This is a genomic window from Oceanobacillus sp. NCCP-135 (genome assembly GCF_059698015.1).
The window spans coordinates 87673-113139 of the sequence record NZ_BAAKSZ010000008.1; the positions used below are offsets into that span (position 1 = coordinate 87673).

Annotated in this window: 23 protein-coding genes and 6 tRNA genes; 27 read left to right on the forward strand and 2 right to left on the reverse strand. The window is 34.6% G+C overall.

Features of this window, described 5'->3' with window-relative positions; all coding sequences use genetic code 11:
• Positions 1-290 precede the first annotated feature (290 nt).
• The 15 genes from era to AC6HVZ_RS07955 all read left to right on the forward strand — a co-directional run bounded on the left by era (position 291) and on the right by AC6HVZ_RS07955 (position 16169).
• Positions 291-1193, forward strand: a complete 903-nt coding sequence (gene era, locus AC6HVZ_RS07885) for a GTPase Era (protein WP_497557608.1) — start codon at positions 291-293, stop codon at positions 1191-1193.
• A 98-nt stretch (positions 1194-1291) separates the two neighbouring features.
• On the forward strand, positions 1292-1435 hold the full coding sequence (locus tag AC6HVZ_RS07890; RefSeq protein ID WP_497557609.1) for a YqzL family protein: 144 nt from the start codon (positions 1292-1294) through the stop codon (positions 1433-1435).
• Between the two features lie 88 nt (positions 1436-1523).
• Complete coding sequence (gene recO, locus AC6HVZ_RS07895) at positions 1524-2267, forward strand: DNA repair protein RecO (protein ID WP_497557610.1); 744 nt, start codon at positions 1524-1526, stop codon at positions 2265-2267.
• 475 nt (positions 2268-2742) lie between these two features.
• Positions 2743-3621, forward strand: a complete 879-nt coding sequence (gene glyQ, locus AC6HVZ_RS07900; protein ID WP_497557611.1) for a glycine--tRNA ligase subunit alpha — start codon at positions 2743-2745, stop codon at positions 3619-3621.
• Entirely contained in the window at positions 3622-5706 is a 2085-nt protein-coding gene (gene glyS, locus AC6HVZ_RS07905) for a glycine--tRNA ligase subunit beta (protein WP_497557612.1), read from the forward strand.
• 92 nt (positions 5707-5798) lie between these two features.
• Complete coding sequence (gene ccpN, locus AC6HVZ_RS07910; RefSeq protein WP_497557613.1) at positions 5799-6428, forward strand: transcriptional regulator CcpN; 630 nt, start codon at positions 5799-5801, stop codon at positions 6426-6428.
• Between the two features lie 30 nt (positions 6429-6458).
• Complete coding sequence (locus tag AC6HVZ_RS07915; protein WP_497557614.1) at positions 6459-7262, forward strand: pyruvate, water dikinase regulatory protein; 804 nt, start codon at positions 6459-6461, stop codon at positions 7260-7262.
• 583 nt (positions 7263-7845) lie between these two features.
• Positions 7846-9663, forward strand: coding sequence for a DNA primase (dnaG, locus tag AC6HVZ_RS07920; RefSeq protein ID WP_497557615.1), 1818 nt, complete (start codon positions 7846-7848; stop codon positions 9661-9663).
• A gap of 31 nt (positions 9664-9694) precedes the next feature.
• A complete protein-coding gene (gene rpoD / locus AC6HVZ_RS07925; protein WP_497557616.1) occupies positions 9695-10816 on the forward strand; it encodes an RNA polymerase sigma factor RpoD in 1122 nt (373 codons plus the stop codon).
• Positions 10817-10936: 120 nt separating this feature from the next.
• A complete protein-coding gene (locus AC6HVZ_RS07930; protein WP_497557617.1) occupies positions 10937-11470 on the forward strand; it encodes a hypothetical protein in 534 nt (177 codons plus the stop codon).
• 104 nt (positions 11471-11574) lie between these two features.
• Entirely contained in the window at positions 11575-11952 is a 378-nt protein-coding gene (gene cccA, locus AC6HVZ_RS07935; RefSeq protein ID WP_497557618.1) for a cytochrome c550, read from the forward strand.
• A gap of 106 nt (positions 11953-12058) precedes the next feature.
• Complete coding sequence (locus AC6HVZ_RS07940) at positions 12059-12784, forward strand: tRNA (adenine(22)-N(1))-methyltransferase (protein WP_497557619.1); 726 nt, start codon at positions 12059-12061, stop codon at positions 12782-12784.
• The gene (locus AC6HVZ_RS07945; RefSeq protein WP_497557620.1) at positions 12765-13880 is read left to right on the forward strand and encodes a Nif3-like dinuclear metal center hexameric protein; all 1116 of its coding nucleotides are present in this window, start codon (positions 12765-12767) and stop codon (positions 13878-13880) included. Before AC6HVZ_RS07940 ends, AC6HVZ_RS07945 begins: the two co-directional genes overlap by 20 nt.
• Positions 13881-13925: 45 nt before the next feature.
• Complete coding sequence (locus tag AC6HVZ_RS07950; protein WP_497557621.1) at positions 13926-15236, forward strand: DEAD/DEAH box helicase; 1311 nt, start codon at positions 13926-13928, stop codon at positions 15234-15236.
• 39 nt (positions 15237-15275) lie between these two features.
• Positions 15276-16169, forward strand: a complete 894-nt coding sequence (locus AC6HVZ_RS07955; RefSeq protein WP_497557622.1) for a deoxyribonuclease IV — start codon at positions 15276-15278, stop codon at positions 16167-16169.
• 41 nt (positions 16170-16210) lie between these two features.
• On the opposite strand, the gene AC6HVZ_RS07960 is transcribed toward AC6HVZ_RS07955, so the two are convergent.
• Positions 16211-16495, reverse strand: coding sequence for a DUF2624 family protein (locus AC6HVZ_RS07960; protein ID WP_497557623.1), 285 nt, complete (start codon positions 16493-16495; stop codon positions 16211-16213).
• A 163-nt stretch (positions 16496-16658) separates the two neighbouring features.
• On the opposite strand from AC6HVZ_RS07960, the gene AC6HVZ_RS07965 reads away from it, so the two are divergent.
• Positions 16659-17033, forward strand: coding sequence for a hypothetical protein (locus AC6HVZ_RS07965; protein ID WP_497557624.1), 375 nt, complete (start codon positions 16659-16661; stop codon positions 17031-17033).
• 33 nt (positions 17034-17066) lie between these two features.
• Here AC6HVZ_RS07965 and yqfZ read toward each other — a convergent pair whose 3' ends face one another.
• Positions 17067-17387, reverse strand: coding sequence for a protein YqfZ (gene yqfZ / locus AC6HVZ_RS07970; RefSeq protein ID WP_497557625.1), 321 nt, complete (start codon positions 17385-17387; stop codon positions 17067-17069).
• A gap of 77 nt (positions 17388-17464) precedes the next feature.
• On the opposite strand from yqfZ, the gene AC6HVZ_RS07975 reads away from it, so the two are divergent.
• The 11 genes from AC6HVZ_RS07975 to AC6HVZ_RS08025 all read left to right on the forward strand — a co-directional run bounded on the left by AC6HVZ_RS07975 (position 17465) and on the right by AC6HVZ_RS08025 (position 25334).
• A complete protein-coding gene (locus AC6HVZ_RS07975) occupies positions 17465-18097 on the forward strand; it encodes an NfeD family protein (RefSeq protein WP_497557626.1) in 633 nt (210 codons plus the stop codon).
• Between the two features lie 208 nt (positions 18098-18305).
• Positions 18306-19955: a Na/Pi cotransporter family protein gene (locus AC6HVZ_RS07980; RefSeq protein WP_497557627.1), complete on the forward strand. Its 1650-nt coding sequence runs from the start codon at positions 18306-18308 to the stop codon at positions 19953-19955.
• A 271-nt stretch (positions 19956-20226) separates the two neighbouring features.
• Positions 20227-20301 (forward strand) — tRNA-Asn (locus AC6HVZ_RS07985).
• 4 nt (positions 20302-20305) lie between these two features.
• Positions 20306-20382 (forward strand) — tRNA-Met (locus AC6HVZ_RS07990).
• Between the two features lie 15 nt (positions 20383-20397).
• Positions 20398-20473 (forward strand) — tRNA-His (locus AC6HVZ_RS07995).
• Between the two features lie 19 nt (positions 20474-20492).
• Positions 20493-20569 (forward strand) — tRNA-Ile (locus AC6HVZ_RS08000).
• A 21-nt stretch (positions 20570-20590) separates the two neighbouring features.
• Positions 20591-20683 (forward strand) — tRNA-Ser (locus AC6HVZ_RS08005).
• A gap of 206 nt (positions 20684-20889) precedes the next feature.
• Positions 20890-20965, forward strand: a tRNA-Phe gene (locus AC6HVZ_RS08010).
• Between the two features lie 223 nt (positions 20966-21188).
• A complete protein-coding gene (locus tag AC6HVZ_RS08015; RefSeq protein ID WP_497557628.1) occupies positions 21189-21800 on the forward strand; it encodes a superoxide dismutase in 612 nt (203 codons plus the stop codon).
• A 114-nt stretch (positions 21801-21914) separates the two neighbouring features.
• Entirely contained in the window at positions 21915-23186 is a 1272-nt protein-coding gene (locus AC6HVZ_RS08020) for an MFS transporter (RefSeq protein ID WP_497557629.1), read from the forward strand.
• Positions 23187-23261: 75 nt separating this feature from the next.
• Positions 23262-25334: a peptidoglycan D,D-transpeptidase FtsI family protein gene (locus AC6HVZ_RS08025; protein ID WP_497557630.1), complete on the forward strand. Its 2073-nt coding sequence runs from the start codon at positions 23262-23264 to the stop codon at positions 25332-25334.
• Positions 25335-25467: the final 133 nt, after the last annotated feature.

Below are 25467 nucleotides of genomic sequence, written 5' to 3' on the forward strand. Positions count from 1 at the left end.
CTTATTAGTAGGCTTTTTATTTTTGAAAGGTACAAAAAGTATAGTTTTGGAGAATTAAACAAGATTGTAGAAGTTATAAAGGAATTAAAGAAACTTTTAACAGGTTTTGTCGATTATGTGAAAGTTGCCTCTATTTGTAGTAATATATAAGAAAATCGAATCTGCTCAAGAAACAAAAAGCATAAGAATGAGATGAAAGCGTATGCGACTTGCAAGAGTTATCCAGATAGATGTAAGGGCAACTGTTTGATGTCAGAATTAGATTAGAAAACTGTCATGGAGGATACAACATGGAAAATAATTATAAATCTGGATTTATAGCAATTATTGGCAGACCCAATGTTGGGAAATCTACGTTTATGAATAGAGTAATCGGGAAAAAAATTGCCATTATGAGTGACAAGCCACAAACGACAAGAAATAAAATTCAAGGAGTTTTAACGGAAAATGATGGACAAATGGTATTTATAGATACTCCTGGTATTCATAAACCTAAACATCGTTTGGGGGATTTTATGGTAAAAATTGCTGAAAATACATTGAACGAAGTTGATGCCGTAATCTTTATGATTAATGCAAAAGAAGGTTATGGAAAAGGAGATCAATATATTCTAGATCGTTTACAACAGGTGAAACAACCAGTATTTCTAATTATTAATAAAATTGATTTAATTCATCCAGATGAATTATTCCCTTTAATCAAACAATATAAAGATAAGTATGATTTTGAAGAAGTAATTCCTATTTCAGCTTTACAAGGTAACAATGTTACACATTTACTTGATGTACTAAAAGGTCATTTACCTAAAGGTCCACAGTATTATCCAGCAGATCAAGTTACCGATCATCCTGAACGATTTATTATTAGTGAATTGATAAGAGAAAAAGTTTTACATTTAACAAGGGAAGAAATACCACATTCAATTGCGGTTGTGCTTGAAAATATTGAAAAAGGAGATTCAAATACAATTTTTATCCAAGCAACTGTTATAACCGAGAGAAAAACCCAAAAAGGAATATTAATCGGAAAACAAGGAAGCATGTTGAAAAATATTGGCAAAAATGCACGTAAAGATATTGAAGCATTACTTGGTACTAAAGTGTATCTGGAACTATGGGTAAAAGTGAAAAAAGACTGGCGCAATAAACAAAGTCAGCTGCATGAATATGGATTTCGCAGTGATGAATATTAAACATGGAAAATTTTTATACTAATTGTTTTAAGCAGGTATGGTCATTCTAAGTAATAGTTACATTTTCATAACACATTAAAAGAAAGGTGGGGTTTCTTGTGATCGATATTACCTGGAAAGTATTCAGCCAAACGGGAAACATTGAAACCTATTTATTAATGAAAGAGTTGGAAAATGAACCAAATCTAGATGAACTGGGTCAGAAAGCAAACGAAGAATTGACATCATTGGATACAAAATAATAAAAATGCACTCTCGCTTTTTCATGGAGAAAAGGTCGGATTAGGATGTTATCCATGCAATCTGATAGGACAAGAAAGGTGAAGTTGTGTGCTTGAAAAAATGGATGGTATTGTTCTAAAAACACAGGATTATGGAGAAACGAATAAAATAGTAACTATTTTCAGTAAGAACCTTGGTAAGTTTACGGCACTGGCGAGGGGTGCTAAAAAACCTAAAAGCAGAATGGCTGCTGTAACGCAGCCATTTATTTATGGTGGGTTCTTTGTTTATGTAAATAGTGGATTAAGTACGATACAACAAGGGGAAGTTATCCATTCATTTCGCAAAATTCGCGAAGATATTATAAAAACCGCTCACACCGCATACATTACTGAGTTGACAGATAAATTGCTTGATTTTAAAAGCCCGGATGTTTATGTATATGAGCAGTTATACCAAACAATGTGCTGGATTTCTGAAAATGAAGATGCTGCAATACCAATAATGATGTACGAACTAAAATTATTTCAAAAAGGTGGATTTGCGCCAACTGTAGATAAGTGTGTTCATTGTGGAAATAAAGCGGAGCTATTTTCCTTCTCCATCGCAGAAGGGGGGCTATTATGTAATAGATGCAGGAACATTGACAATGAGGCAATTGCTCTTCCAAATGCCGTCGTTAAATTATTCAATGTATTTGCTACTGTTGAACTGGAACGTGTTGGTTCTATTTCTGTAAAAACGGAAAACAAAAATCTAATGCGTCAAATTATCGATGCTTATTATGATCAGTATGGTGGATTTTATTTAAAGTCCCGTAAATTTTTAAATCAATTGGATCTTCTGAAATAATCTGAACTAATTAATTTAATTGACAATGTAGTATCTTATGCAGTATTATTTGTACATATAATTATTATAAATTATATTGCTGAGAAAGAGAATAGTATGTATTGTATTCTATTTATAGCGAGTCTAGGATAGTGTAAGCTGGACAATGGATCAATAAGGAATGGCACTCTTGAGCAATTCGTATAAAGTGGCTCTACGGTGAAACGTGAGCAAATAGGGTGGAACCGCGGGCTAAAATCCGTCCCTATGTCTATATTTCATAGACATAGGGACGGATTTTATTTTTGCTTGAAAGAAAGTATATCCTTTTTGCCAATAAAAAAATATATCCATATTTCTTACTGCATATAGTGCAACTAAACATCACCAAAAGGCTTGCACTTTAAAGTATCTGGGAAAACAATTAAGCTTTTTAGAATCCCTTAATCGAATACCAAGTTTTCTAATTAAATAATTAATGGAGGGTATGTGAATCATGAATATACAGGATATGATTTTAACACTGCAAAAACACTGGTCAGAACAAAATTGCATTATTATGCAGGCATATGATGTTGAAAAAGGCGCAGGCACTATGTCACCAATGACATTGCTGCGCAGTTTAGGGCCGGAACCTTGGAATGTAGCTTATGTCGAGCCATCAAGGAGACCGGATGATGGTCGCTATGGTGAGAATCCAAACCGTTTATATCAGCATCATCAGTTTCAGGTAATTATGAAACCATCTCCTAATAATATTCAGGAACTGTATTTGGAATCATTAAAAAAACTTGGAATAGATCCGCTTCAGCATGATATCCGTTTTGTTGAGGATAATTGGGAAAATCCAACATTAGGCGCTGCTGGGTTAGGCTGGGAAGTATGGTTGGATGGGATGGAAATAACTCAATTTACTTATTTTCAACAAATTGGCGGACTAGAAGCGAGTCCTGTGTCTGTTGAATTAACTTATGGTATTGAGCGACTTGCTTCATATATTCAGGATAAAGAAAATGTATTTGACTTGGAATGGACAAATGGAGTTACTATTCATGATATATTCTTTCAGCCTGAATTTGAACATTCAACATATACATTTGAAGAATCCAATACAGATATGCTTTTTCAATTATTTACAATGTATGAACAAGAAGCAAAAACTACCATGGAAAAAGGCTTGGTTTTCCCATCTTACGATTATGTTTTGAAATGCTCTCATACCTTTAATTTACTTGATGCAAAAGGAGTTATTTCTGTGACAGAAAGAACAGGTTATATTGCAAGAATTAGAAACCTGGCAAGGAATATTGCGAAGACATATGTTGACGGAAGAGAAAAACTAGGTTTTCCAATGCTGAAAAAGGAGGAGAAGTAAATGGCTAAAGATGTTATTTTTGAAATTGGACTAGAGGAATTGCCAGCACGTTTTGTCGATGACGCTGAAAAACAGCTAGCTGAACAGACAAAAGTCTGGTTAAAAGACTTACGAATTTCTTATGATACGATTACTTCTTTTTCGACACCGAGAAGACTAGCCGTTTTAATCAATGGCATAGCGGAAGAACAAACGACGATTGAAGAGGAAGCAAAGGGACCTGCAGAAAAAATAGCAAAGGATTCAGATGGTAACTGGGCCAAGGCAGCACTAGGCTTTATAAAAGGTCAAGGTAAAACAATGGCTGATATCTATACCAAAGAAGTAAAAGGTACAACATATATTTTTGTGAAAAGGCATATAGAAGGAAAGCCAACTGCGGATTTGTTACCCGGATTTAAAGAAATAGTAACGTCTATACATTTTGAGAAAAATATGCGATGGGCTAAAGAAACACTTCGGTATGCTCGTCCGATCAGGTGGCTTGTAGGTTTATTTGGAGAAGAAGTTATTCCTTTTGAAATTGCTAGTGTGAAAACGAGTAATGTAACATATGGTCATCGGTTTTTAGGAAAAGAGATTATTTTGAAAAAGCCAATGGAATACCAGGAAGTATTGCGCAAAAATTTCGTTGTGGCTGATTCTAAAGAGCGGGAAAGATTAATCCTTGAAGGAATAGAACGACTGGAAGAAAAAGAGGGTTACAAAATTCCTGTTGAACAAGATCTATTAAATGAAGTGCGAAATTTAGTTGAGTTTCCCACTGTATTTGCTGGTTCCTTTGAAAAACAATTTTTACAGTTGCCATCAGAAGTATTAATTACATCCATGAAAGAACATCAGCGTTATTTTCCTGTTAAATCTATTGAAGGAGCACTTTTGCCACATTTTGTTGGTGTAAGAAATGGGGATACTCATGCAATAAATACAGTTATAAGAGGAAACGAGAAAGTGCTGCATGCGCGATTATCAGATGCACAATTTTTCTATCAAGAAGATCAAAAAAACACAATCCATTATTACTTGGAAAAACTAAAGCGTGTTGTTTTTCAGGAAAAATTAGGAACGATAAGTGATAAAGTGAAACGTGTTGTCCATATTACACATCTGTTATCAGAGCAGTTAGAGCTGGATAAAGAGACTGTAGCTAATGCAATGCGAGCTGCTGAAATATGCAAGTTTGATCTAATGACAAATATGGTAAATGAATTCACAGAACTTCAAGGTATCATTGGGGAAAAGTATGCGTTATATTATGGTGAGGATAAAGCTGTTGCGAAAGCTATCAGCGATCACTATTTACCAAAACAGGCAAATGGTTCATTACCAAATTCTATTGCTGGATCGATTGTAAGTATTGCTGATAAATTAGATACAATTGTAGGTTGTATTTCTGTAGGATTAATACCAACAGGGTCACAGGATCCTTATGGCTTAAGACGACAGGCTACCGGGATTTTACGAATTCTAAAAGATAGACAATGGAATATTTCGATTGAAAAACTTTTAGCTATTGCAGGGAGCTTATATTCAACACTTGATATTGAACAAGAAAATAATGAACAAGTAGCAAATGAGCTTCAGGAATTTTTTAAATTACGTGCTGCTCATTTATTAAAAGAAATGGCTGTCGAGCAAGATATTATACAAGCAGTGTTGTCAAAGGAAATAGGTTTTATAGGCTATACAGCAGCTAAATCCAGATATCTATCTAAAAAGCGCAATGATGATGAATTTAAATTCGTCCAAGAAGCATTGGTACGCATTCTAAACCTTAAAAATAAAACAAATCAATCAGAAATTGATCCATTCCTTTTTAAAACGGATTCAGAGAAGGCTTTATATGAAAAGTTTCAGACAGTTTCAATTAAATATAAAGAAGCAGATCAAAGCAAAGATGCTTCACAGGCATTAGCAGTATTAGGTGAATTAGCAGATTCCATCCATGAGTTTTTTGGAAAAAATATGGTTATGGCTGAAAATGAGCAGTTGAGAAATAATCGACTTTCATTAGTTAATAATATTGGGCAATTAATAATTGACTATGCTGACCTAACTGAAATTGAATGGAAACAAACATTTTAATTATTAAGTATAACTGATATTTCGTTTTCACTATAAATAGTCTATAATATTGATGAGTAGTATGTCATATTGTTCGTATGGGTGGTGAAAAAATGGAATTATCGAATAGACAAGAACAAATTATAGAAATTGTCAAGGGAAATGGCCCGATTACCGGTGAAAAGATTGCTGATCAATTGAATCTAACACGAGCAACCTTACGACCGGATCTGGCAATCTTAACGATGGCTGGCTTTCTTGATGCAAGACCACGGGTTGGATATTTTTATACAGGAAAAACCGGATCTGAATTACTAACAGAAAAAATTAAACAATATAAAGTTCAGGATTTTCAGCATATACCAATTGTAGTGAAAGAGGATGCTTCTGTGTATGATGCTATCTCTGCCATGTTTTTAGAGGACGTGGGAACATTATTTGTTGTGAATTCTAATTCATGTTTAACTGGTGTACTTTCACGTAAGGATCTATTAAGAGCAAGTATTGGTCAACAGGATTTAAACACAGTTCCTGTACATATTATTATGACAAGGATGCCTAATATAACGGTATGCAGGAAAGAGGATTTAATTATAGATGTGGCAAAAAAATTAATCAATAATCAAATCGATGGTTTACCTGTTGTCAAAAATAAAGAAGAAGGTCTTGAAGTCATCGGTCGAGTTACGAAAACAACCATTACAAAAGTGTTTGTTGAATTAATCACAGATGACTATATTTAAACAGATATAACGAATGAGAGGAGTTAAAAGATGGGTGTTAAACCAATTGTGTATGTTTTATCTGATTCAGTTGGAGAAACTGCAGAGTTAGTAATAAAGGCGGGATTAAGTCAGTTTAATAATGGGGATTTTAAAATACATCGTATTCCGTATGTGGAAGATCAAGTTACAATTGATGAAACTATACAATTAGCTAAAGAGAAAAATGGAATTATCGGATTCACTTTAGTTGATCCTGTTCTTAGAAATTATGTAAATGATAAAGCTAAGCAAATGAATATTGAAGCGATTGATATTATGGGTCCAATGCTAAAATCAATGGAACGAGTCTTTCCCTATGCTCCGCGGCTTGAGCCGGGTTTAGTTCATAAACTGGATGAAGATTACTTTAAAAGGGTTGAAGCGATTGAGTTTGCTGTAAAATATGATGATGGTCGTGATTCAAGGGGGATTGCTCGTGCAGATATTGTTTTAATTGGTGTTTCTCGTACTTCTAAGACGCCTTTATCACAATATTTAGCTCATAGAAGATTAAAGGTCGCAAACGTACCCATCGTTCCGGAGGTAGACCCACCTGAAGAATTATTTGGTGTTGCTTCTGCTAAATGTATTGGTTTGAGAATCAGTCCGGAAAAATTAAATGATATTAGACGAGAACGGCTAAAGGCTTTAGGATTGGGAGATCAGGCTACATACGCCAACATGGGTAGGATCCATGCTGAACTAGACTATTTTGATAACGTAGTCAATAAAATTGGGTGTCAGGTAATTGATGTTTCTAATAAAGCGGTGGAAGAAACCGCAAATATTATTTTGCAAATAATTCGTAACTAATATTAGAAAAGGGTGAAATCGACTGTTAAGCAGCATATGAAACTGCTGTGGGGGGAGTCTCGTTCGTTGCTGGTCGCTGGATCCGAACAAAGGTTATCCTGCCTTATAGAACTCATAATTTAAAAAAACATTCTGCAATTAATATTGTAGAATGTTTTTTCGAGGGTTAAATAAATTAAAAAACAACTATATTATTAGCATTTTTGTTAAAACTGTATTATAATCATTTTTTGTGTAAAGATATAAGTAACAAACTAAACCTCTATCACTATTGGCATATTCAGAAAAATAAAACATTCAAATTTAAGAAGGGTTTTAGTTGTATAATGTAGAATTAGATAAATAAGGCTAGTTGGATAATAGTCAATGTTTATTGATATCAGTGAGTTTATGTATCATACAAGAGTGGAACAATAATAAGAAGCACTCGTATACAACATAAGAAAATCACCAAAAAGAATTATCCTTCGAAGGTATCTATAACATGCAGAAGGAAATTTTTTTCGAGTTATGAAAAAATCTTGTCGAAAAATGAAGGATTTTTTTAAAAGGAAACGAATATTATTATAGTATGGTGGTGTATATGGCCAATCAAATACCTGAAGAGGTAATCGAAGAAATTCGGAAAGCTAATGATATTGTAGATGTCGTTGGTGAATATGTGCAGTTAAAGAAACAAGGAAGAAATTTTTTTGGTCTATGTCCATTTCATGGTGAGAAAACTCCATCCTTTTCAGTCACACAGGAGAAACAGATTTTCCACTGTTTTGGTTGTGGAAAAGGCGGAAATGTAGTGACCTTCCTGATGGAATTAGAGAATTTTTCATTTTACGAAGCATTAAAGCTTCTTTCAGACCGAAGTGGTATTGCATTACCTGACTCAGGTGTTACGAAGGAATCTTCAATGTCACAGGAAAACCAGAATATTTTATCAGCTTATGAGTGGCTTACAAAGCTTTATCATCATTTGTTACGATATACAAAGGATGGAAAAGAGGGATATAGCTATTTTAAAGATAGAGGGGTAAACGATGAATCTATTGATGAATTTCAACTGGGTTTTGCACCAAATGTTAAAGATTTTACTGCAGAATTTCTGGTTAAAAAGGGATTTCATCAACAATTGCTTATAAAAGCGGGTTTAGTATCATTAAAAGATGACAATAGTGTAACAGACCGCTTTAGCGGAAGAGTTATATTCCCTATTCGTAATCACTTAGGAAAAACAGTCGCTTTTGGTGCCAGGTCTATTACAACAGATCAAGGTCCGAAATATTTAAACAGCTCTGAATCAGAATTATTTCAAAAAGGCAAGCTGCTTTATAACTTCGATTTAGCAAAAAGACATATTCGAAAAGAAAGTGAAGCAGTTTTATTTGAAGGCTATATGGACGTTATATCAGCTTATCAGGCAGGTGTGAAGAATGTTGTTGCCACAATGGGAACTGCATTAACAGAATCACAGGCAAAGCTGCTCAAACGCTATGTAGATACAGTAGTCCTCTGTTATGACGGAGATCAAGCTGGGCTTGAAGCAACCTATAAAGCTGCAATTTTATTACGTAATGTTGGCTGTAGTGTTAAAATCGCCAATTTAAATGAGAATATGGACCCAGACAGCTTTATTAAGACAAATGGAGCTGAAGCTTTTAAAAATGAGGTCATTAGAGCAAGTGATACATTTATTAGTTTCTATATGCGATTTATGAGAAAAGATTATAATTTAAGCCTTGAAGGGGATCGCATTAACTATATAGAAGATATTCTTAAACAACTGGCAATGATTGATAGTTCGATTGAACGGGAATATTATGTGCAAGAATTGAGTAATGAATTTAATATCTCGATGGATGCATTGACTGATGAAATCCAGACAACCAGGAATAATCATGGTTTTCATAAGGATAAGGGAGAAAAGAACAGATATACTAATAAGGCAGCAAATATTAAGCAAAGTAAAAAGTTACTTCCAGCTTTTCATAATGCAGAAAGAAAGCTAATTTCATATATGCTGCAAGATGCTTATATTACAGAGAAAGTTCAAACTGAAATTGGTGCAGACTTTAATCTGGATGAGCACAAAATAATAGCAACCTATTTATATGCATATTATGAAGAGGGATATCCTGCCGATATTAGTCTGTTTATTGAAAAGCTGACAGACGAAAGTATAAAACAATTAGTTATAGAAATAGCAATGATTTCATTACACAATGATATAAGTGATAAAGAAATTGATGATTATATTAAAATTATACGTGCTGAAAATGGTGATAAGCATAGTATAAAAACATTGCAGGAACAACGCAAATTAGCTGAACAGCAAAATGATCCCATAAAAGCTGCGCAAATATTAATGCAAATAATTGAAATGCAGAAACAAATGAAGAATACAAATTGAATGAATAAGTAGCCTGGAAGGAGGGGGACTCATGGCAGAAAAGAAGCCTTCACAAACAAAGGAAAATGAAACAGAGCTAACACTCGAACAAGCAAAGGAACAATTGCTTGAAATGGGAAAAAAACGGGGTGTATTAGCATATGAAGAAGTTGCGGATCGCTTGTCTAATTTTGCTATTGAATCTGATCAAATGGACGAGTTTTATGAGTACCTAGGAGAACAAGGTGTAGAAGTAATTGGTGAATCTGAGGACGATCCAAATATGCAGCAAATTGCTAAAGAAGAGGAATTTAATGTAAATGATTTAAGTGTTCCACTTGGCATTAAAATAAACGATCCTGTTCGAATGTATTTGAAGGAGATAGGTCGTGTAGATTTATTATCTGCTGCGGAAGAAATCGAGTTAGCAACCCGTATTGAAAAAGGTGATGAAGAAGCGAAACGCCGTTTGGCAGAGGCAAACTTACGACTTGTTGTAAGTATTGCAAAACGCTATGTAGGGCGTGGGATGCTATTTCTTGATCTAATCCAAGAGGGTAATATGGGTCTCATTAAAGCTGTTGAAAAATTTGATTACCGAAAAGGATTTAAATTCAGTACGTATGCAACGTGGTGGATCCGCCAAGCAATCACTCGTGCTATAGCTGATCAGGCGAGGACAATTCGTATACCAGTCCATATGGTGGAAACTATAAACAAGTTAATCCGTGTACAACGTCAATTATTACAGGATTTCGGACGGGAACCAACTCCAGAGGAAATTGGGGAAGAAATGGAATTATCACCTGATAAAGTGCGCGATATCCTTAAAATAGCACAAGAACCTGTCTCGTTGGAAACACCAATCGGGGAAGAAGATGATTCTCACTTAGGGGATTTTATTGAGGATCAGGAAGCAGTCTCTCCTTCCGATCATGCAGCATATGAACTGCTTAAAGAGCAGTTAGAAGACGTATTGGACACACTTACTGACAGAGAAGAGAATGTTTTACGTCTGCGTTTTGGACTTGATGATGGGCGAACCAGAACATTAGAAGAAGTTGGTAAAGTATTTGGTGTTACCAGGGAAAGAATTCGTCAAATTGAAGCCAAAGCTTTACGAAAACTGAGACATCCAAGTCGTAGTAAACGATTAAAGGACTTTCTTGAGTGATAAGCTTTAGTCATTGTACACATGGTTTGTGAACAATGGCTTTTCTGTTCCTTTTATCGACCTACTGCTAAAAACGAAATAGTCAGAGGTAGCATACCATCTGCGGTTGGGGTGAAACGTATGGCAGATAATCGAATCGCTACAATTATTCAAGAAATAAACTATTGGAAGCAACATAACCTGCTTCCTGAAGTATATTGTGATTTTCTCTTGGCATTATACACTAAAGGAGATGCTGTTGAAGTTTCTGTATCGAATATTAAAGTTGGGAAAATAATGCTAACAGCTCAAGTCACATTATTACTGTTGTTGTTACCGTTTTCATTTCTTGTTCTCTATTTTACTCAATTTCATCCGATAATGCAAATCAGTATCCTAATTCTTTTTTTATGCTATTCCTGTTGGATATATGTATATTATAAAAGAATTAAAAATGGATTTTATCAATTAGCCTTAATTACAAGTTTAATTTTAATTTTATTTTCAACTGTCTATATTTGTAAGTTATTTAATGATTTACAAATTATAATATCTATGGTTATCATGATAAACTTTATCTTTTGGCTTTTTCTAAGCTATAAAAATAAGTTGAAATATCTTATGATAACTAGTATTTTAGGTATAATACTTACAGTTTCTTCTATTGTTTTATAAGAATTCACAGCTAAACACTTTAAACTATTGTGTTTTTCGAGTAAAATAAATATAGTCTTTTATACGAATAAGAATATGGAGATTACATAAGGAGGAAAATTAAGGTGAAAAGGAACGCAGCTATTCCATATGCAATTATAGCCATTCTTGGGATACTTACAGTAATCGTAATTTCATTTGTTGGTTTAAATCAGCGTGAAGAAATTCAGCAAGCTGAAGAAGGTGGCGGTGAACAAACGGAAGAGTCACAAGAAGGAGAAACTTCAGATGATCCTGAAGCGATTTTCTCTTCCAATTGTGCAAGCTGTCACGGTGCTGATCTTTCTGGAGGAGCAGGTCCTGATTTAACGCAGATAGGTAGTGACCTTTCAAAAGAAGATATTCAGGCTATTATCATAAATGGTCAAGGATCAATGCCTGCTGGAATGGCTACTGATGCTGAGGCAGAAGTGCTAGCAAACTGGTTATCTGAAAAACAGTAATGTATAATGAAATATACTAAAAAGTTAAGCTTTCTGCTATGAACAGAAAGCTTTTCTTTTTACCAACAAAGTTTCAGGTTAAATGTATAGGAAAGTAGAGATTTTTATGACGAATTCAATAAAATTATCTAAAAGATTAAGTAAAGTAGCTTCATACCTCCCTAAAGGAGCAATATTTGCTGATATCGGTTCAGACCATGCCTATTTGCCGAGCTATGTATGCTTGCGTGATAATACTGTTAGAGCAATTGCAGTAGAGATTAATGAGGGGCCTTATAAAAGTGCTGTTAACACGGTAAATTTATATGGACTATCTAAAGCAATTGATGTTCGATTGGGGGATGGGCTTCAGGTCTTAAACAAGGGAGAAGTTCGTCAGCTCATAATTGCAGGAATGGGAGGAACTTTAATCAGTGCTATCTTAGATGAAGGAAGTCAAAAGCTGGATAGGGTTGAACGGATCATTGCCCAGCCAAATGTTGGTGCCAGAGATGTTCGAAAGTGGTTCTATGAAAATAGATTTACAGTTACGAACGAAACTATCTTAGAAGAAAATGACCATATTTATGAAATCATTGTTGCAGATAGAGATGCGACCCAAAATCCTTATAAGGAAGAAATGATAGAAAAACAGTTATTATTTGGTCCTTTGCTGCTAAAGAGTAAACCAGCAGCATTTTATCATAAATGGAAAAATGAATATGAAAAATTACAGCGTGTAATTGATGAAATGAAAAGGGCTAAAGTGATAAACGAAGAAAAAAAAATTCGATTCGAAAAAGAATTACTCTGGATGCAGGAGGTTTTATTAGATGAAGAAAACCCTAAATAATTCGGATGTGTTTAATCTTTTGGAAGAATGGGCACCAAGGTGTCTTGCGTATGACTGGGATAATGTTGGATTACAGATAGGTTCATATACTAAACAAGTCAATAAAATTATGATAACATTGGATATTTTGGAGTCAGTTGTTGATGAAGCAATTGAAAAAAGGGTTGACCTAATTATTGCCCATCACCCACTATTATTTAAACCAATGAAACAGGTAAACATTGACACCACTCATGGCCGGATTATCCACAAATTAATTCAGAATAATATATCTGTATATGCATCCCATACAAATTTAGATGCTGCTAATGGTGGTTTAAATGATATATTATGTGATTTGCTGGGAATAAAAAACAGAAAGATTCTTGTGCATAAAGAAACAGATAGACTTTATAAAATTGCTGTTTTTGTTCCTAAATCACATACGAATAATGTTCAAGAAGCGTTAAGTGAAGGTGGTGCTGGACATATTGGGAACTATAGTCACTGTACGTTTCAAACGGAGGGAAAAGGGACGTTTAAACCTCTTGAAGGGACAATGCCATACATTGGAACTCAGGATGAATTAGCAATTGTGGATGAAGTAAAAATCGAAACCATTGTACAAGAGAAAAAACTTTCAGATGTCATTCATACTATGATAGAAGCCCATCCATATGAAGAAGTTGCTTACGATATATTTCCACTTCACATGAAAGGCGAAGAATTCGGTATTGGTCGAGTTGGGAAGTTAAGTTCGCCGATGCAGATGAAGGAATTTTGTCAGCATGTAAAAAAGGTTTTAGACGTGTCAACTATTCGTTTTACAGGTGATTTAACTAAAAAAGTAAAAAACGTTGCAATATTGGGCGGCAGTGGCGAAAAATATATTCACACTGCAAAGCAACAGGGGGCAGACGTTTATATAACCGGGGATATGACCTTTCATATGGCGCAAGATGCCTGGCAAATGGGATTATCTGTAATTGATCCAGGGCACTACATCGAAAAAGTAATGAAAGGAGCAACAAAACAGTATTTGGATAAAAGTCTTGAGAAAGATAATATTGAAGTAATTTTATCAGAAATAAATACAGAGCCATTTCTATTTATTTAAATGTATTTACTATTTATTATCTATCCGAAAAAGGAGTACTATTATATGAAAATAAACAGCTTCAATGATTTTTCTTTGAAACAGGATATCAAGGATGTCATAACTCAGCTGAACTTTCGGGAACCTACAGAAATTCAAAAACAGGTGATTCCAGAAATTTTGCAAGGAAAAAGTGTGGTCGGGCAATCACGAACAGGATCCGGTAAGACGCATGCATTTTTATTGCCATTATTTAGCCAAATCAATATAAACAAACGTCAAGTTCAATTTATTATAACTGCACCTACAAGGGAATTGGCTACGCAATTACATGATGAAGTAAAAAAGATCATTCATTATGCAGGTAAAGATCAACAATGGATTTCAAAATTGCTCGTTGGTGGCACTGATAAACAAAAAATGATGGAAAAGCTTAAAGCACCTCCACATATAATTGTGGGTACACCAGGAAGAATTCTGGATCTTGTGAAAGCGGAAGCAGTATCAATCTATTCGGCTACTTCCTTCGTGATAGATGAAGCTGACCTTATGCTTGATTTAGGATTTATTAATGATGTGGACCAACTATTGCTTCGTTGTAATAAGGAGATCCAATTACTTGTATTTTCAGCTACTATTCCACAACGATTACAACATTTTTTTAAAAAATATTTAGAAAATCCATTATATGTGAAAGTTGATGATCATTTTTCACCGGAAACAATGGAACACAGATTAATTGATCTAAAATATCGAGATGAAGCAAACATTATCATAGAAATATCAAAAACAATTCAGCCTTATTTGGCGATTATATTTACTAATGGAAAAGAGATAGCAAATAAGCTTGCTGCTTCTTTGCAGGAGAAGGGCATGGACGTTGGTTTGATACATGGTGGTTTAACTCCCAGAGAGCGCAAACGTGTTTTAAAAGAAATTCAAAATCTCCGTTATCAATATATTGTTGCAACTGATTTAGCGGCAAGAGGTATTGATATAAAAGGTGTCAGCCATATCATTAATGCCCAGCTGCCAAAAGAAGAAGATTTCTATATTCATCGTGTTGGCAGAACAGCAAGAGCTGGAATGGAAGGTACAGCTATAAGTATTTATCAGGAAAATGATATTAAACTAATTGAAAAACTTGAACAAAAAGGATTAAGCTTTACTTATGCTGATATTAAAAATGGTGAATGGCATGACGCAAAACCTTGGAATGAACGAAGCTTACGAACAAAAACAGATACAACTATTGAAAAAGAAGCCTGGAAACGAGTTCGAAAAACAAATAAAGTAAAACCCGGCTATAAGAAGAAAATGAAAAAACAACAAGAATCCATTAAAAGGCAGTTATCAAAGAAAAATAAATATAAATAAAATATATTATAGTGGGATAATGAGGGAGAGATATATTTAATGTTAAAAATTGGGTCACATGTTTCGATGAGTGGAAAGAAAATGCTCTTGGGTTCCAGTGAAGAAGCAGTATCTTATGGAGCAAACACTTTCATGATTTATACAGGAGCACCACAGAATACAAGAAGGAAAGCTATTGAAGAATTAAATATCATTGAAGGAAAGAAACATATGGATGAACATGGCATTGCAGATATTGTGGTACATGCACCATATATAATTAATATCGGCAATACTGTTAAGCCGGAAACGTTTGATTTAGGTGTTACATTTTTACGTAATGAAATAAATCGAACCGAGGCATTAGGTGCAAAGCAAATTGTCCTTCATCCTGGAGCACATGTTGGAGCAGGGACCGAAGAAGGGATAAAAAAGATTATTGAAGGTTTAAATGAGGTACTGGAACAAGATAAAGATGTTCAGATTGCATTGGAAACAATGGCTGGAAAAGGTACGGAAATAGGAAGAACCTTTGATGAATTGGCTCAAATTATTGATGGCGTAACACATAACGAAAAATTATCTGTTTGCATGGATACATGTCACGTTCATGATGGTGGATATGATATTGTAAATGATTTCGATCATGTATTAAATGATTTTGATAAAATAATTGGTTTGGATCGCTTGAAAGTAATTCATATAAATGATAGTAAAAATGAACGTGGTGCCCATAAGGATCGTCATGAGAATATAGGCTTTGGTCATATAGGATTTGAAGCCTTACATTATGTTATTCATCATCCGCAGTTAAATCATTTACCAAAGATATTAGAAACACCTTATGTTGGTGAAGATAAGAAAAATAAGAAACCTCCATACAAGTTTGAAATAGAAATGATAAAAGATGGTTCATTTATTTCAGATTTAAAAGAAAAAATTGTTAATGGTTAAATTAGGAAGAGGCACTTTAAGAGATTGCCTCTTTCCTCTTTTTAGTTAAATAAATGCTCTAAGTCGTAAGTTTTTATTAACTGATAAAATAACTTCTGTGCTTTTTTTGCAGTTTCAGCATTTGTAAGTATGGATAGTTGATGAAACATTTTTTCCCGATTCTTTTTATTAAATGGGTCAACTGGATTTCTTTTTATATAATTTGAAATATTTTCTGCCTCCGTCTGTGAAATTGAAAAATCGTATTGCTTCCCATAATAAATTATTTCCTCAGGTGAAAGCTGTTTTAGTTTGTTTTTGATCATTTCTTTAATAAAAATAGACATAATCTCATACTCCTTTGGAATAGATACTCTGGTTAATATATGCAGGACAAATTAAATATGGAACAGTACCATTTAATATTTACCAGAAATTAACATAATTATATAAGTGATTAATCCATAAACTATAACCGCACCTCAATTAGAAGAAAGGGAGGTCTTGTTTATGGATGAATTTCAAAAGTATAAAAATAATGAAACAGAGAAACCACCAAATCATGGAGAACGAAAAAAAAACCAAGATTTTGTTGGTATTGAGCCAGATAGCTCTAGGAATGAGGAGTTTGCTGCCGAGTTAACGGCAGATGATTATGATGAAGTAGTAAACCATCAAGACAGAGATGTTAATAGCACGTTTGGCTGGATTGGTTTAGCTTTATCGATTGTTTCATTTTTCATGATGCCAATCATCCTTGGAGCAGCAGGGATTATCCTTGGTTTTGTTTCCAGAAGTCGTGGTGCGGATACCTTAGGTAATATCGCTATTGCTGCAGGGGCAATCTCTATTATCATTACACTGTTTATATTACCGTTTGTTTAGAATGTGGGAGGCTGTCATTTCAGCCTCTTCTTTTTATTTCAAGTTATAAACAGGAAAATAATAGAAGGTGTCAGGCTTGAGGTTAAGTGGATCTTTTATTTGCGGATTTGCTGTTTTAAAATCAGATAAAATTTGGTTCATATCCAGTAGATGTACATTATCTTGATTTATTTTTTCAACAATAGAAAGAACTGTTTCTCCTGGTTCGACTTTTAATTGGAGAACAGAAAATTTTATTTCATTATTATTATTATTATTTATATCATTATGATTTTCGGATGTCAAATCTTGATATATACTTAGAATAAATAGAAGGATCAAAGTATAAAGAAATATTCTTTTTACGAAATTCATATTATTCACTCCTTTTTTAAATGAAACAATTTATACTAGTAATACGTACATTAAGTAAGTGGGAAGGAGAAAATGAGATGGATATATTTAATAACGACTGGATAGGGTTTGTGGTCACCGGATTTGCTACATTATTTTTAATTGGAGAAGTCCTGGTTAATGCGCGCGGGGTCTTTGGATTATTAGGGATTGGATTTATAACAGTATACTTTGGTGTTTATGTTGGAACAGGCTCTTTTATTCTTATGCTTATTATCTATTTTGTGGGATTATTACTTATTATCATTGATGGAAAAATAATAAATGATGGCACCCTTGCTACACTGGGAACAGCAGCAATGTTAACAGCAGTTGCACTGGCAGCCCCGAATTTAACTGCAGGAATGTATGCTGTGATTGGTGTTTTACTTGGAGGAGCAGCTTCTTTCTTTTTCTTAAAGGTATTTAAAAGAAGAGATATGTGGTCAAAAATAACATTAAAAGACCAACTAACAAAAGAAGCGGGCTATAATTCAATGAATCAGGAATATGAAAAGTTAATTAATCAGGAAGCAGTAACTTTAAACGATTTAAGGCCTGTTGGTACCATTAGAATCAATAATAAAGATTATAGCGCTGTCTCCAATGGACAATGGATTGCTAAAAATAGTACTGTTCGAATTACTGAAGTGGACGGAACCAAAATTCTTGTTGAAAAAATAACAAAATAAAATTGAAAAGATAATTCTCTGCCGAACTTAAAAAGAAGTTCAAGAGGATTATCTTTTTTTATTTATAAGAATGAGTTTTGGACATATAGGGTAGTTAATAATAGAGAGTATAGTTAGCTATGTAAATTTTATGTAAATTATCTCTAAAATCCTTTACAAATGATTAATAATCATTTAATAATGGTAAAGGTATGTGACACGTTTCAACATGAATGAAGGGATGGTAGTAGCATTGGATATCGATATACAGACACTTCTTTTTGAGTTTATCGGCGGTCTGGGTATTTTCCTGTTAGGAATAAAATATATGGGAGAAGGACTTCAGAAATCAGCTGGTGACCGTTTACGTGACATTCTTGATAAATTTACCAGTAATCCCTTTTTAGGTGTTTTGGCTGGGATAATCGTTACGATTTTATTACAAACAAGTACTGGTACAACTGTATTGACAATTGGTCTTGTTAATGCGGGGTTTATGACACTCAGACAAGCTATCGGAGTTATTATGGGTGCAAATATTGGTACAACTGTTACAGCATTTATAATAGGTATAGATATTGGAGCATATGCACTACCTATCGTTGCTCTCGGATGTTTCTTGTTATTTTTCTTTAAAAATCCAAAAGTTAATAATATTGGACAAACTGTATTTGGATTTGGTGCATTATTTTTTGGATTGGAATTAATGGGTGGAGGATTGAAACCACTACGCAGCTTGGAAGCTTTTCAGGACTTAACAATTGAGATGAGTTCAAACCCATTACTTGGAGTGGTGATAGGTACAGTATTTACGGTAATTGTACAGAGCTCGAGTGCTACAATTGGTATCTTGCAGACATTATTTGCAGAAGGAACAGTAGAATTAAAAGCTGCACTTCCAGTACTATTTGGTGATAATATTGGCACAACGATAACAGCTATTTTAGCATCTCTAGGTGCAAGCGTAGCAGCTAAAAGAGCAGCTCTTACTCATGTTGTATTTAACATTGTAGGTACGACTTTTATTATACTATTACTGATACCATTTACACATTATGTTCTATACCTACAAAGTCAGTTAAATTTAAATCCGGAAATGACTATTGCTTTTGCGCACGGTAGCTTCAACGTTGTGAATACGATTATACAATTTCCATTCATTGGTGCCCTAGCATGGTTGGTTACAAAACTAATTCCTGGTAAGGATGTTATCGTAGAATATAAACCACAGCATTTAGATCCAATATTCATTCAGCAATCCTCTACCTTGGCTTTGGACCAGGCAAAAGCGGAAGTTATTAGAATGGGTGATTATGCAACACAGGGGCTTGAAGAGACAAATCTTTATTTAACCACACATAATCAAAAGCATTCTGAAATGGCAATGCAAATTGAAGGTGCCTTAAATAACCTTGATCGTGAAATAACGGAATACCTTATCAATGTATCTGCAGGTTCACTATCGGAATTAGAGAGTGCCAAGCATACAGAATTAATGGATACTGTACGCGACATCGAACGTATTGGAGATCATTTTGAAAATATTATTGAACTTAATGATTATAAAATTTCTAATAAAGTTCATTTGACTGAACAAGCACAGCAAGATCTTAATGATATGTTTGAATTAACTATTTTAACGGTTAAGCAAGCTATAAAAGCTCTGGAGAATACGGATAGGGAAGAAGCGCTTGCCGTCGTACAAAAAGAAGATCAAATCGATAAAATGGAACGTACTTATCGCAAAAAACATATTATCCGCATGAACGAAGGTCTTTGCAGTGGTTCTGCAGGTATAGTATTTGTTGATATTATTAGTAACCTTGAACGGATAGGAGATCATGCTGTAAATATTGCTGAAGAAGTTTTAGGTGAATAAATAAACAAAGAGAAGGGGTCTTCTCCCTTCTCTTTGTTTATTATTTTACATGTTTATACAAATTTTTAATAAAAGTATTGAAATCTAATTTTTAAAATGCTATTATATATATTGTCGCTTTAAGACCTTACATATCACATGTTTTGAAACGAAAAAAAGATATTGACAGATCTTGTCGAACATGGTAAATTATATTTCGTCGCTGTTATTTTAAATGAAAATAAAACATGATAGATCATTCTAATTTAAATAATAGATATTTGTAGATTATTCCACAGTAGCTCAGTGGTAGAGCTATCGGCTGTTAACCGATCGGTCGTAGGTTCGAATCCTACCTGTGGAGCCAATATGGCGGTGTAGCTCAGCTGGCGAGAGCGTACGGTTCATACCCGTGAGGTCGGGGGTTCGATCCCCTCCGCCGCTACCAAAAAATAATATTACGGCGGTCGTGGCGAAGTGGTTAACGCACCGGATTGTGGCTCCGGCATACGTGGGTTCGATCCCCACCGGTCGCCCCATAAAGCTAAATAAAATGAAGGACCCTTAGCTCAGTTGGTTAGAGCTATCGGCTCATAACCGATCGGTCGCAGGTTCGAATCCTGCAGGGTCCACCATAAATAATCATTAAACTTCTCGGAGGTATACCCAAGTCCGGCTGAAGGGATCGGTCTTGAAAACCGACAGGCGGGTCAAACCGCGCGGGGGTTCGAATCCCTCTACCTCCTCCATACATATACAGAAGTCAGAATCAAAATTGGGTTTGGCAAACTCAGTCAGCTGGAAGAGCCACAAATTTTCTCGATTAACATTCATGTGCAGGCTTGCGAGGATTGTATCACCACTGAATAAACTTGCAACACGACGAGCACAAAACATCTTTGAATTAACATCGAAGTTATTTAAGATGCGAGAACAGAATTTAATACTAATTTAAGGCTCGGTAGCTCAGTCGGTAGAGCAAGGGACTGAAAATCCCTGTGTCGGCGGTTCGATTCCGTCCCGAGCCACCACTATTTACTAATAACAAGCGGTTAGCTTGTTTTTTTTATATTCTGCTTAGAAAGTAGCTTTCTTTAAAAAGTAAGAATGGAATAATACGTATATCGTATTATTTAGCTTTTGTATAAGTGCATATGATTTGCAAGCGGGGTAAAGCTCTGCTAACCTTATATTTAAAGGGTGAATATTCAGGTCCCTTTTAATAATAATATTATTAGAGGAGGAATTTTAGTTATGGCAAAATTTGAATTACCAGAATTACCATATGCATACGATGCGCTAGAACCAACAATCGATAAAGAAACGATGAACATTCACCATACGAAGCATCATAACACGTATGTTACTAAATTGAATGGTGCTTTGGAAGGACATGCAGATCTTCAAGTAAAATCGATTGAAGATTTAATCAGTAATTTAGATGCAGTTCCAGAAAGCGCTCGTACAGCAGTACGTAACAATGGTGGTGGACATGCTAACCACAGTCTTTTTTGGAAAGTAATGTCACCAAATGGTGGTGGAGAACCATCCGGGGAATTAGCTGATAAAATTAATGCGAAATTTGGTAGCTTTGAAAAATTTAAAGAAGAATTTCAAAATGCAGCAGCAGCTCGTTTTGGATCCGGTTGGGCATGGCTTGTATCCAACAATGGCGAGCTTGAGGTAACAAGCACACCAAACCAGGACAGCCCATTAATGGAAGGTAAATCACCCATTCTTGGTCTTGACGTTTGGGAGCATGCTTATTACCTGAAATATCAAAATAAACGTCCTGATTACGCTTCAGCATTCTGGAACGTAGTAAACTGGGATGAAGTTACAAAAAACTATAATGCAGCAAAATAAAATCGATCATAACACACACTGATAAAATTCAGTGTGTGTTTTTTCATGCCGCATTTTTGTATATCTGATACTCAAATGTTCACACTATAAATGACACAAAAGGAGTATTTGTATATGAGAAAAAGTTTGCGGTATTTTCATGAACAGATAGATGTTAGTCGGGATTTATTATTTTTATTAGTAATCGGAGGTCTCTATTCATTAGGGATTTTTTTATCTAATACATTTGTAAATATTTATTTATGGAAGCAGTCCGGTGACTATATTACAATTGCGATGTACAATTTGGCAGTATGCTTATTTCAGCCAATTACCTTTATCATAGCAGGTAAACTTGCAAAAAAAATAGACCGGGTAATTGTGTTAAGACTAGGGGTAATTTTTTTATCTCTATTTTTTTTAAGTGTGTTAATTATTGGAGATAAATCATCTACTTATAATTTCATGTTGGGCAGTCTACTAGGTATTGGATACGGATTTTACTGGCTTGCATTTAATGTATTGACATTTGAGATTACTGAACCGGAAACAAGAGATTTCTTTAATGGGTTTTTAGGTGTATTGCAGTCGTTTGGCGGAATGATTGGTCCATTATTGGCTGGTATCTTAATAGCTAAAATGGAAGCAAATATAGGCTATACAACCATTTTTACGATATCTTTTATCTTGTTTATCAGCGCTGTTGTATTCAGTTTCTTTTTAAAACGACGGCAGGCAGAAGGGGATTTTTATTTTAAAAGAATACTTGAGGAAAGACAGCATAATAAAAACTGGGGCAGAATATTATATGCACATGTTTTTCAAGGTCTGAGAGAAGGAATATTTTTATTTGTAATATCTATATGGGTCTTTCTCGTAACTAAAAGCGAATTTGCTTTAGGCATGTTTAATGTATTTTTATCTGGACTTTCAATCGTCTTTTATTTTATAGCTACAAAATTTATTAAACCGCCATTAAGAAAAAAGGCTATATTGCTTGGGGGATTAATTCTCTTTTTCTCCATCTTTATCATTTTATTCAATATAAGTTACATGCTGCTGATGATCTATGCAGTTGTTATTGGGATTGCATATCCAATTATAAGTGTACCTTATGTTTCTATGACTTATGATGTCATTGGAAAAGCGTGGAAGGCAAAGGATATGCGTGTGGAATATATTGTGGTGCGGGAGTTGTTTGTTAATATAGGACGAGTAATTTCCATACTTGTTTTTCTATTAGCAGTTTCTGTCGTTAATCCAGAAAAAATAATTCCTGTTTTATTAGTTGTATTTGGTTCTGGTCATCTATTCATTTACTTTTGTATAAGAAATGTTCATCTTGGAACCCAGCCGAAAAAAGAAGTTTTGATCAAAGAACAGATACCAGATGAAAAAAATAGGTAAACCCCTTAGAATCTTATTAAATACATGCTATAATAGTAATGATATAAAGAAAATGTATTCAATGGGGGAGAAAAGATGAAAAAAAAGAAACAAAAAAAAGCACAGCTTCCCTTCCGCTTAAATATTTTATTTTTTGTTGTATTTTTATTATTTTCTGTTCTAATTCTTCAGTTGGGGGTTGTACAGATTTTAAATGGGGAAGACTTTCAAAAAGAAATTGACCGGACAATTCAGGATACAACTAAGATCCCTGTTCCAAGAGGAAAAATATATGATCGAAATCATAATGTCATTGTCGATAATAAACCATTATATTCGATTACGTATACACCAGCAAAAGGAACTCAGGCAAAAGATAGATTGGATGTAGCTAAAGATTTAGCTAAGTATATTTCCATGGATAGCGAAGAGTACTTAGACGGTATAACTGATCGAAACAGAAGAGAGTACTGGTATCTGGAAAATAAAGAGGAAGCAGTTGATAGATTATCCGATGAAGCAAAAGAAAAACTGGATAATGCGAAAGAGTATGATGAAACATTAAAGCTAATAACGGATGAGGAAATTGAAAATTTTTCAAAAGAGGAATTAGAAATAATAGCAATTAAAAAGGAATTGGACAAAGCATACTCACTAACACCACAGATTGTAAAAAATAAAGATGTAACATCACAAGAGTATGCAAGGGTTGCTGAACATCTTGATGAATTGCCTGGTATTAATGCAACTACAGATTGGGATAGGGAACATCCATATGGAGATACTTTCAAAAACCTGCTCGGTTCCATATCGACACAAGAAGAGGGGATTCCTGCCGAAAAGCTAGAATATTACTTAACAAGGGGATATAGTCGGAATGATCGGGTTGGGAAAAGCGGTTTAGAAGACCAATATGAAGAAGTATTACGAGGAAGAAAAGAGCAAATTCAATATACTACTGATAAAAGTGGGAAAGTGATCGATGCAAAAACGGTCGTACAAGGTCAACGCGGGAAAGATTTAGTTCTGACACTTGATATGGAATTCCAAAAGGAAGTTGATAAAATTGTAAGAGAGGAATTGCAAACAGCTCTTACCAAGTATTCAAATCCTGAACTGGAAGATGCACTTGCCGTAGTGATTGATCCTCAAACGGGTGAATTATTGGCGGTATCAGGACAGCATTATAATAGGGAAAAAAACGAATATGAAAATGCAGCATATAGAACTTTATATGACGCACACCTCGCTGGATCGGTTGTAAAAGGTGCAACAGTACTTGCAGGATATGAATCAGGTGTGATCGTCCCAGGACAGACTTTTTATGATAGACCATTGAGAATCAAAGGTTCAGACCCAAAAGGATCCTGGAGGAACCTGGGAACTGTAAACGATCTGGATGCCTTAAGGATGTCCTCAAACGTATACATGTTTTATATTGCTATGCGAATGGGAGGGCAATATAACTTTCAGCAAAATGATCCTTTAGTATTCACAGAAGATAACTATTTTCAGGAAATGCGTAATTATTTCAGACAATTTGGACTTGGTATTAAAACAGGAATAGATTTCCCATACGAAGCAACTGGCGTCGTTGGCGAATTGCGGGCTGGAAAGTTTCTCGACAATGCAATAGGTCAGTATGACACATTTACAACAATGCAAGTAGCGCAATATACGGCTACGATTGCAAATGATGGATACCGTGTTCGTCCACATTTTTTAAAGGAAATCAGGGAACCGAGTAATTCTGAGAAGGCTTTAGGTCCTGTTCGTGAAAGTATAAATACAGAAGTATTGAATCGAATCCAAATGAGTGATAGCAATATAGCAAGAGTTCAAGAAGGGTTCCGCCGGGCTTTTCAAACACCTGGTGGTACTGGTTACAGATACTTTGCAGATAAGGAATATAACCCGGCAGGTAAAACAGGTACAGCAGAACATGAATTTTTTAGAGATGGAATTCAAATAGATACGGAAAATCTTTCGCTCATAGGGTATGCTCCCTTTGATGAACCGGAGATTGCGTTTGCTGTAATTGTTCCCAAGCTGGGTAATCAATCACAGCAGCATCCGATCAACCATGCGATTGGTGAAAGGATTCTGGATACGTATTTCGATATGAAAGAAGTCAGAGATGAAGAGGAAAAAGATGATAACGAGGAATGATATGAATCCCCTGAAGGATATAAGGGGATTTTTTATAGGCAATTATTTACATGAATTTTACAATCGGTTAATAGGTGATTAACATGATTCCACTATGATTAATATAAACAAACATATTATATTATGATAATAA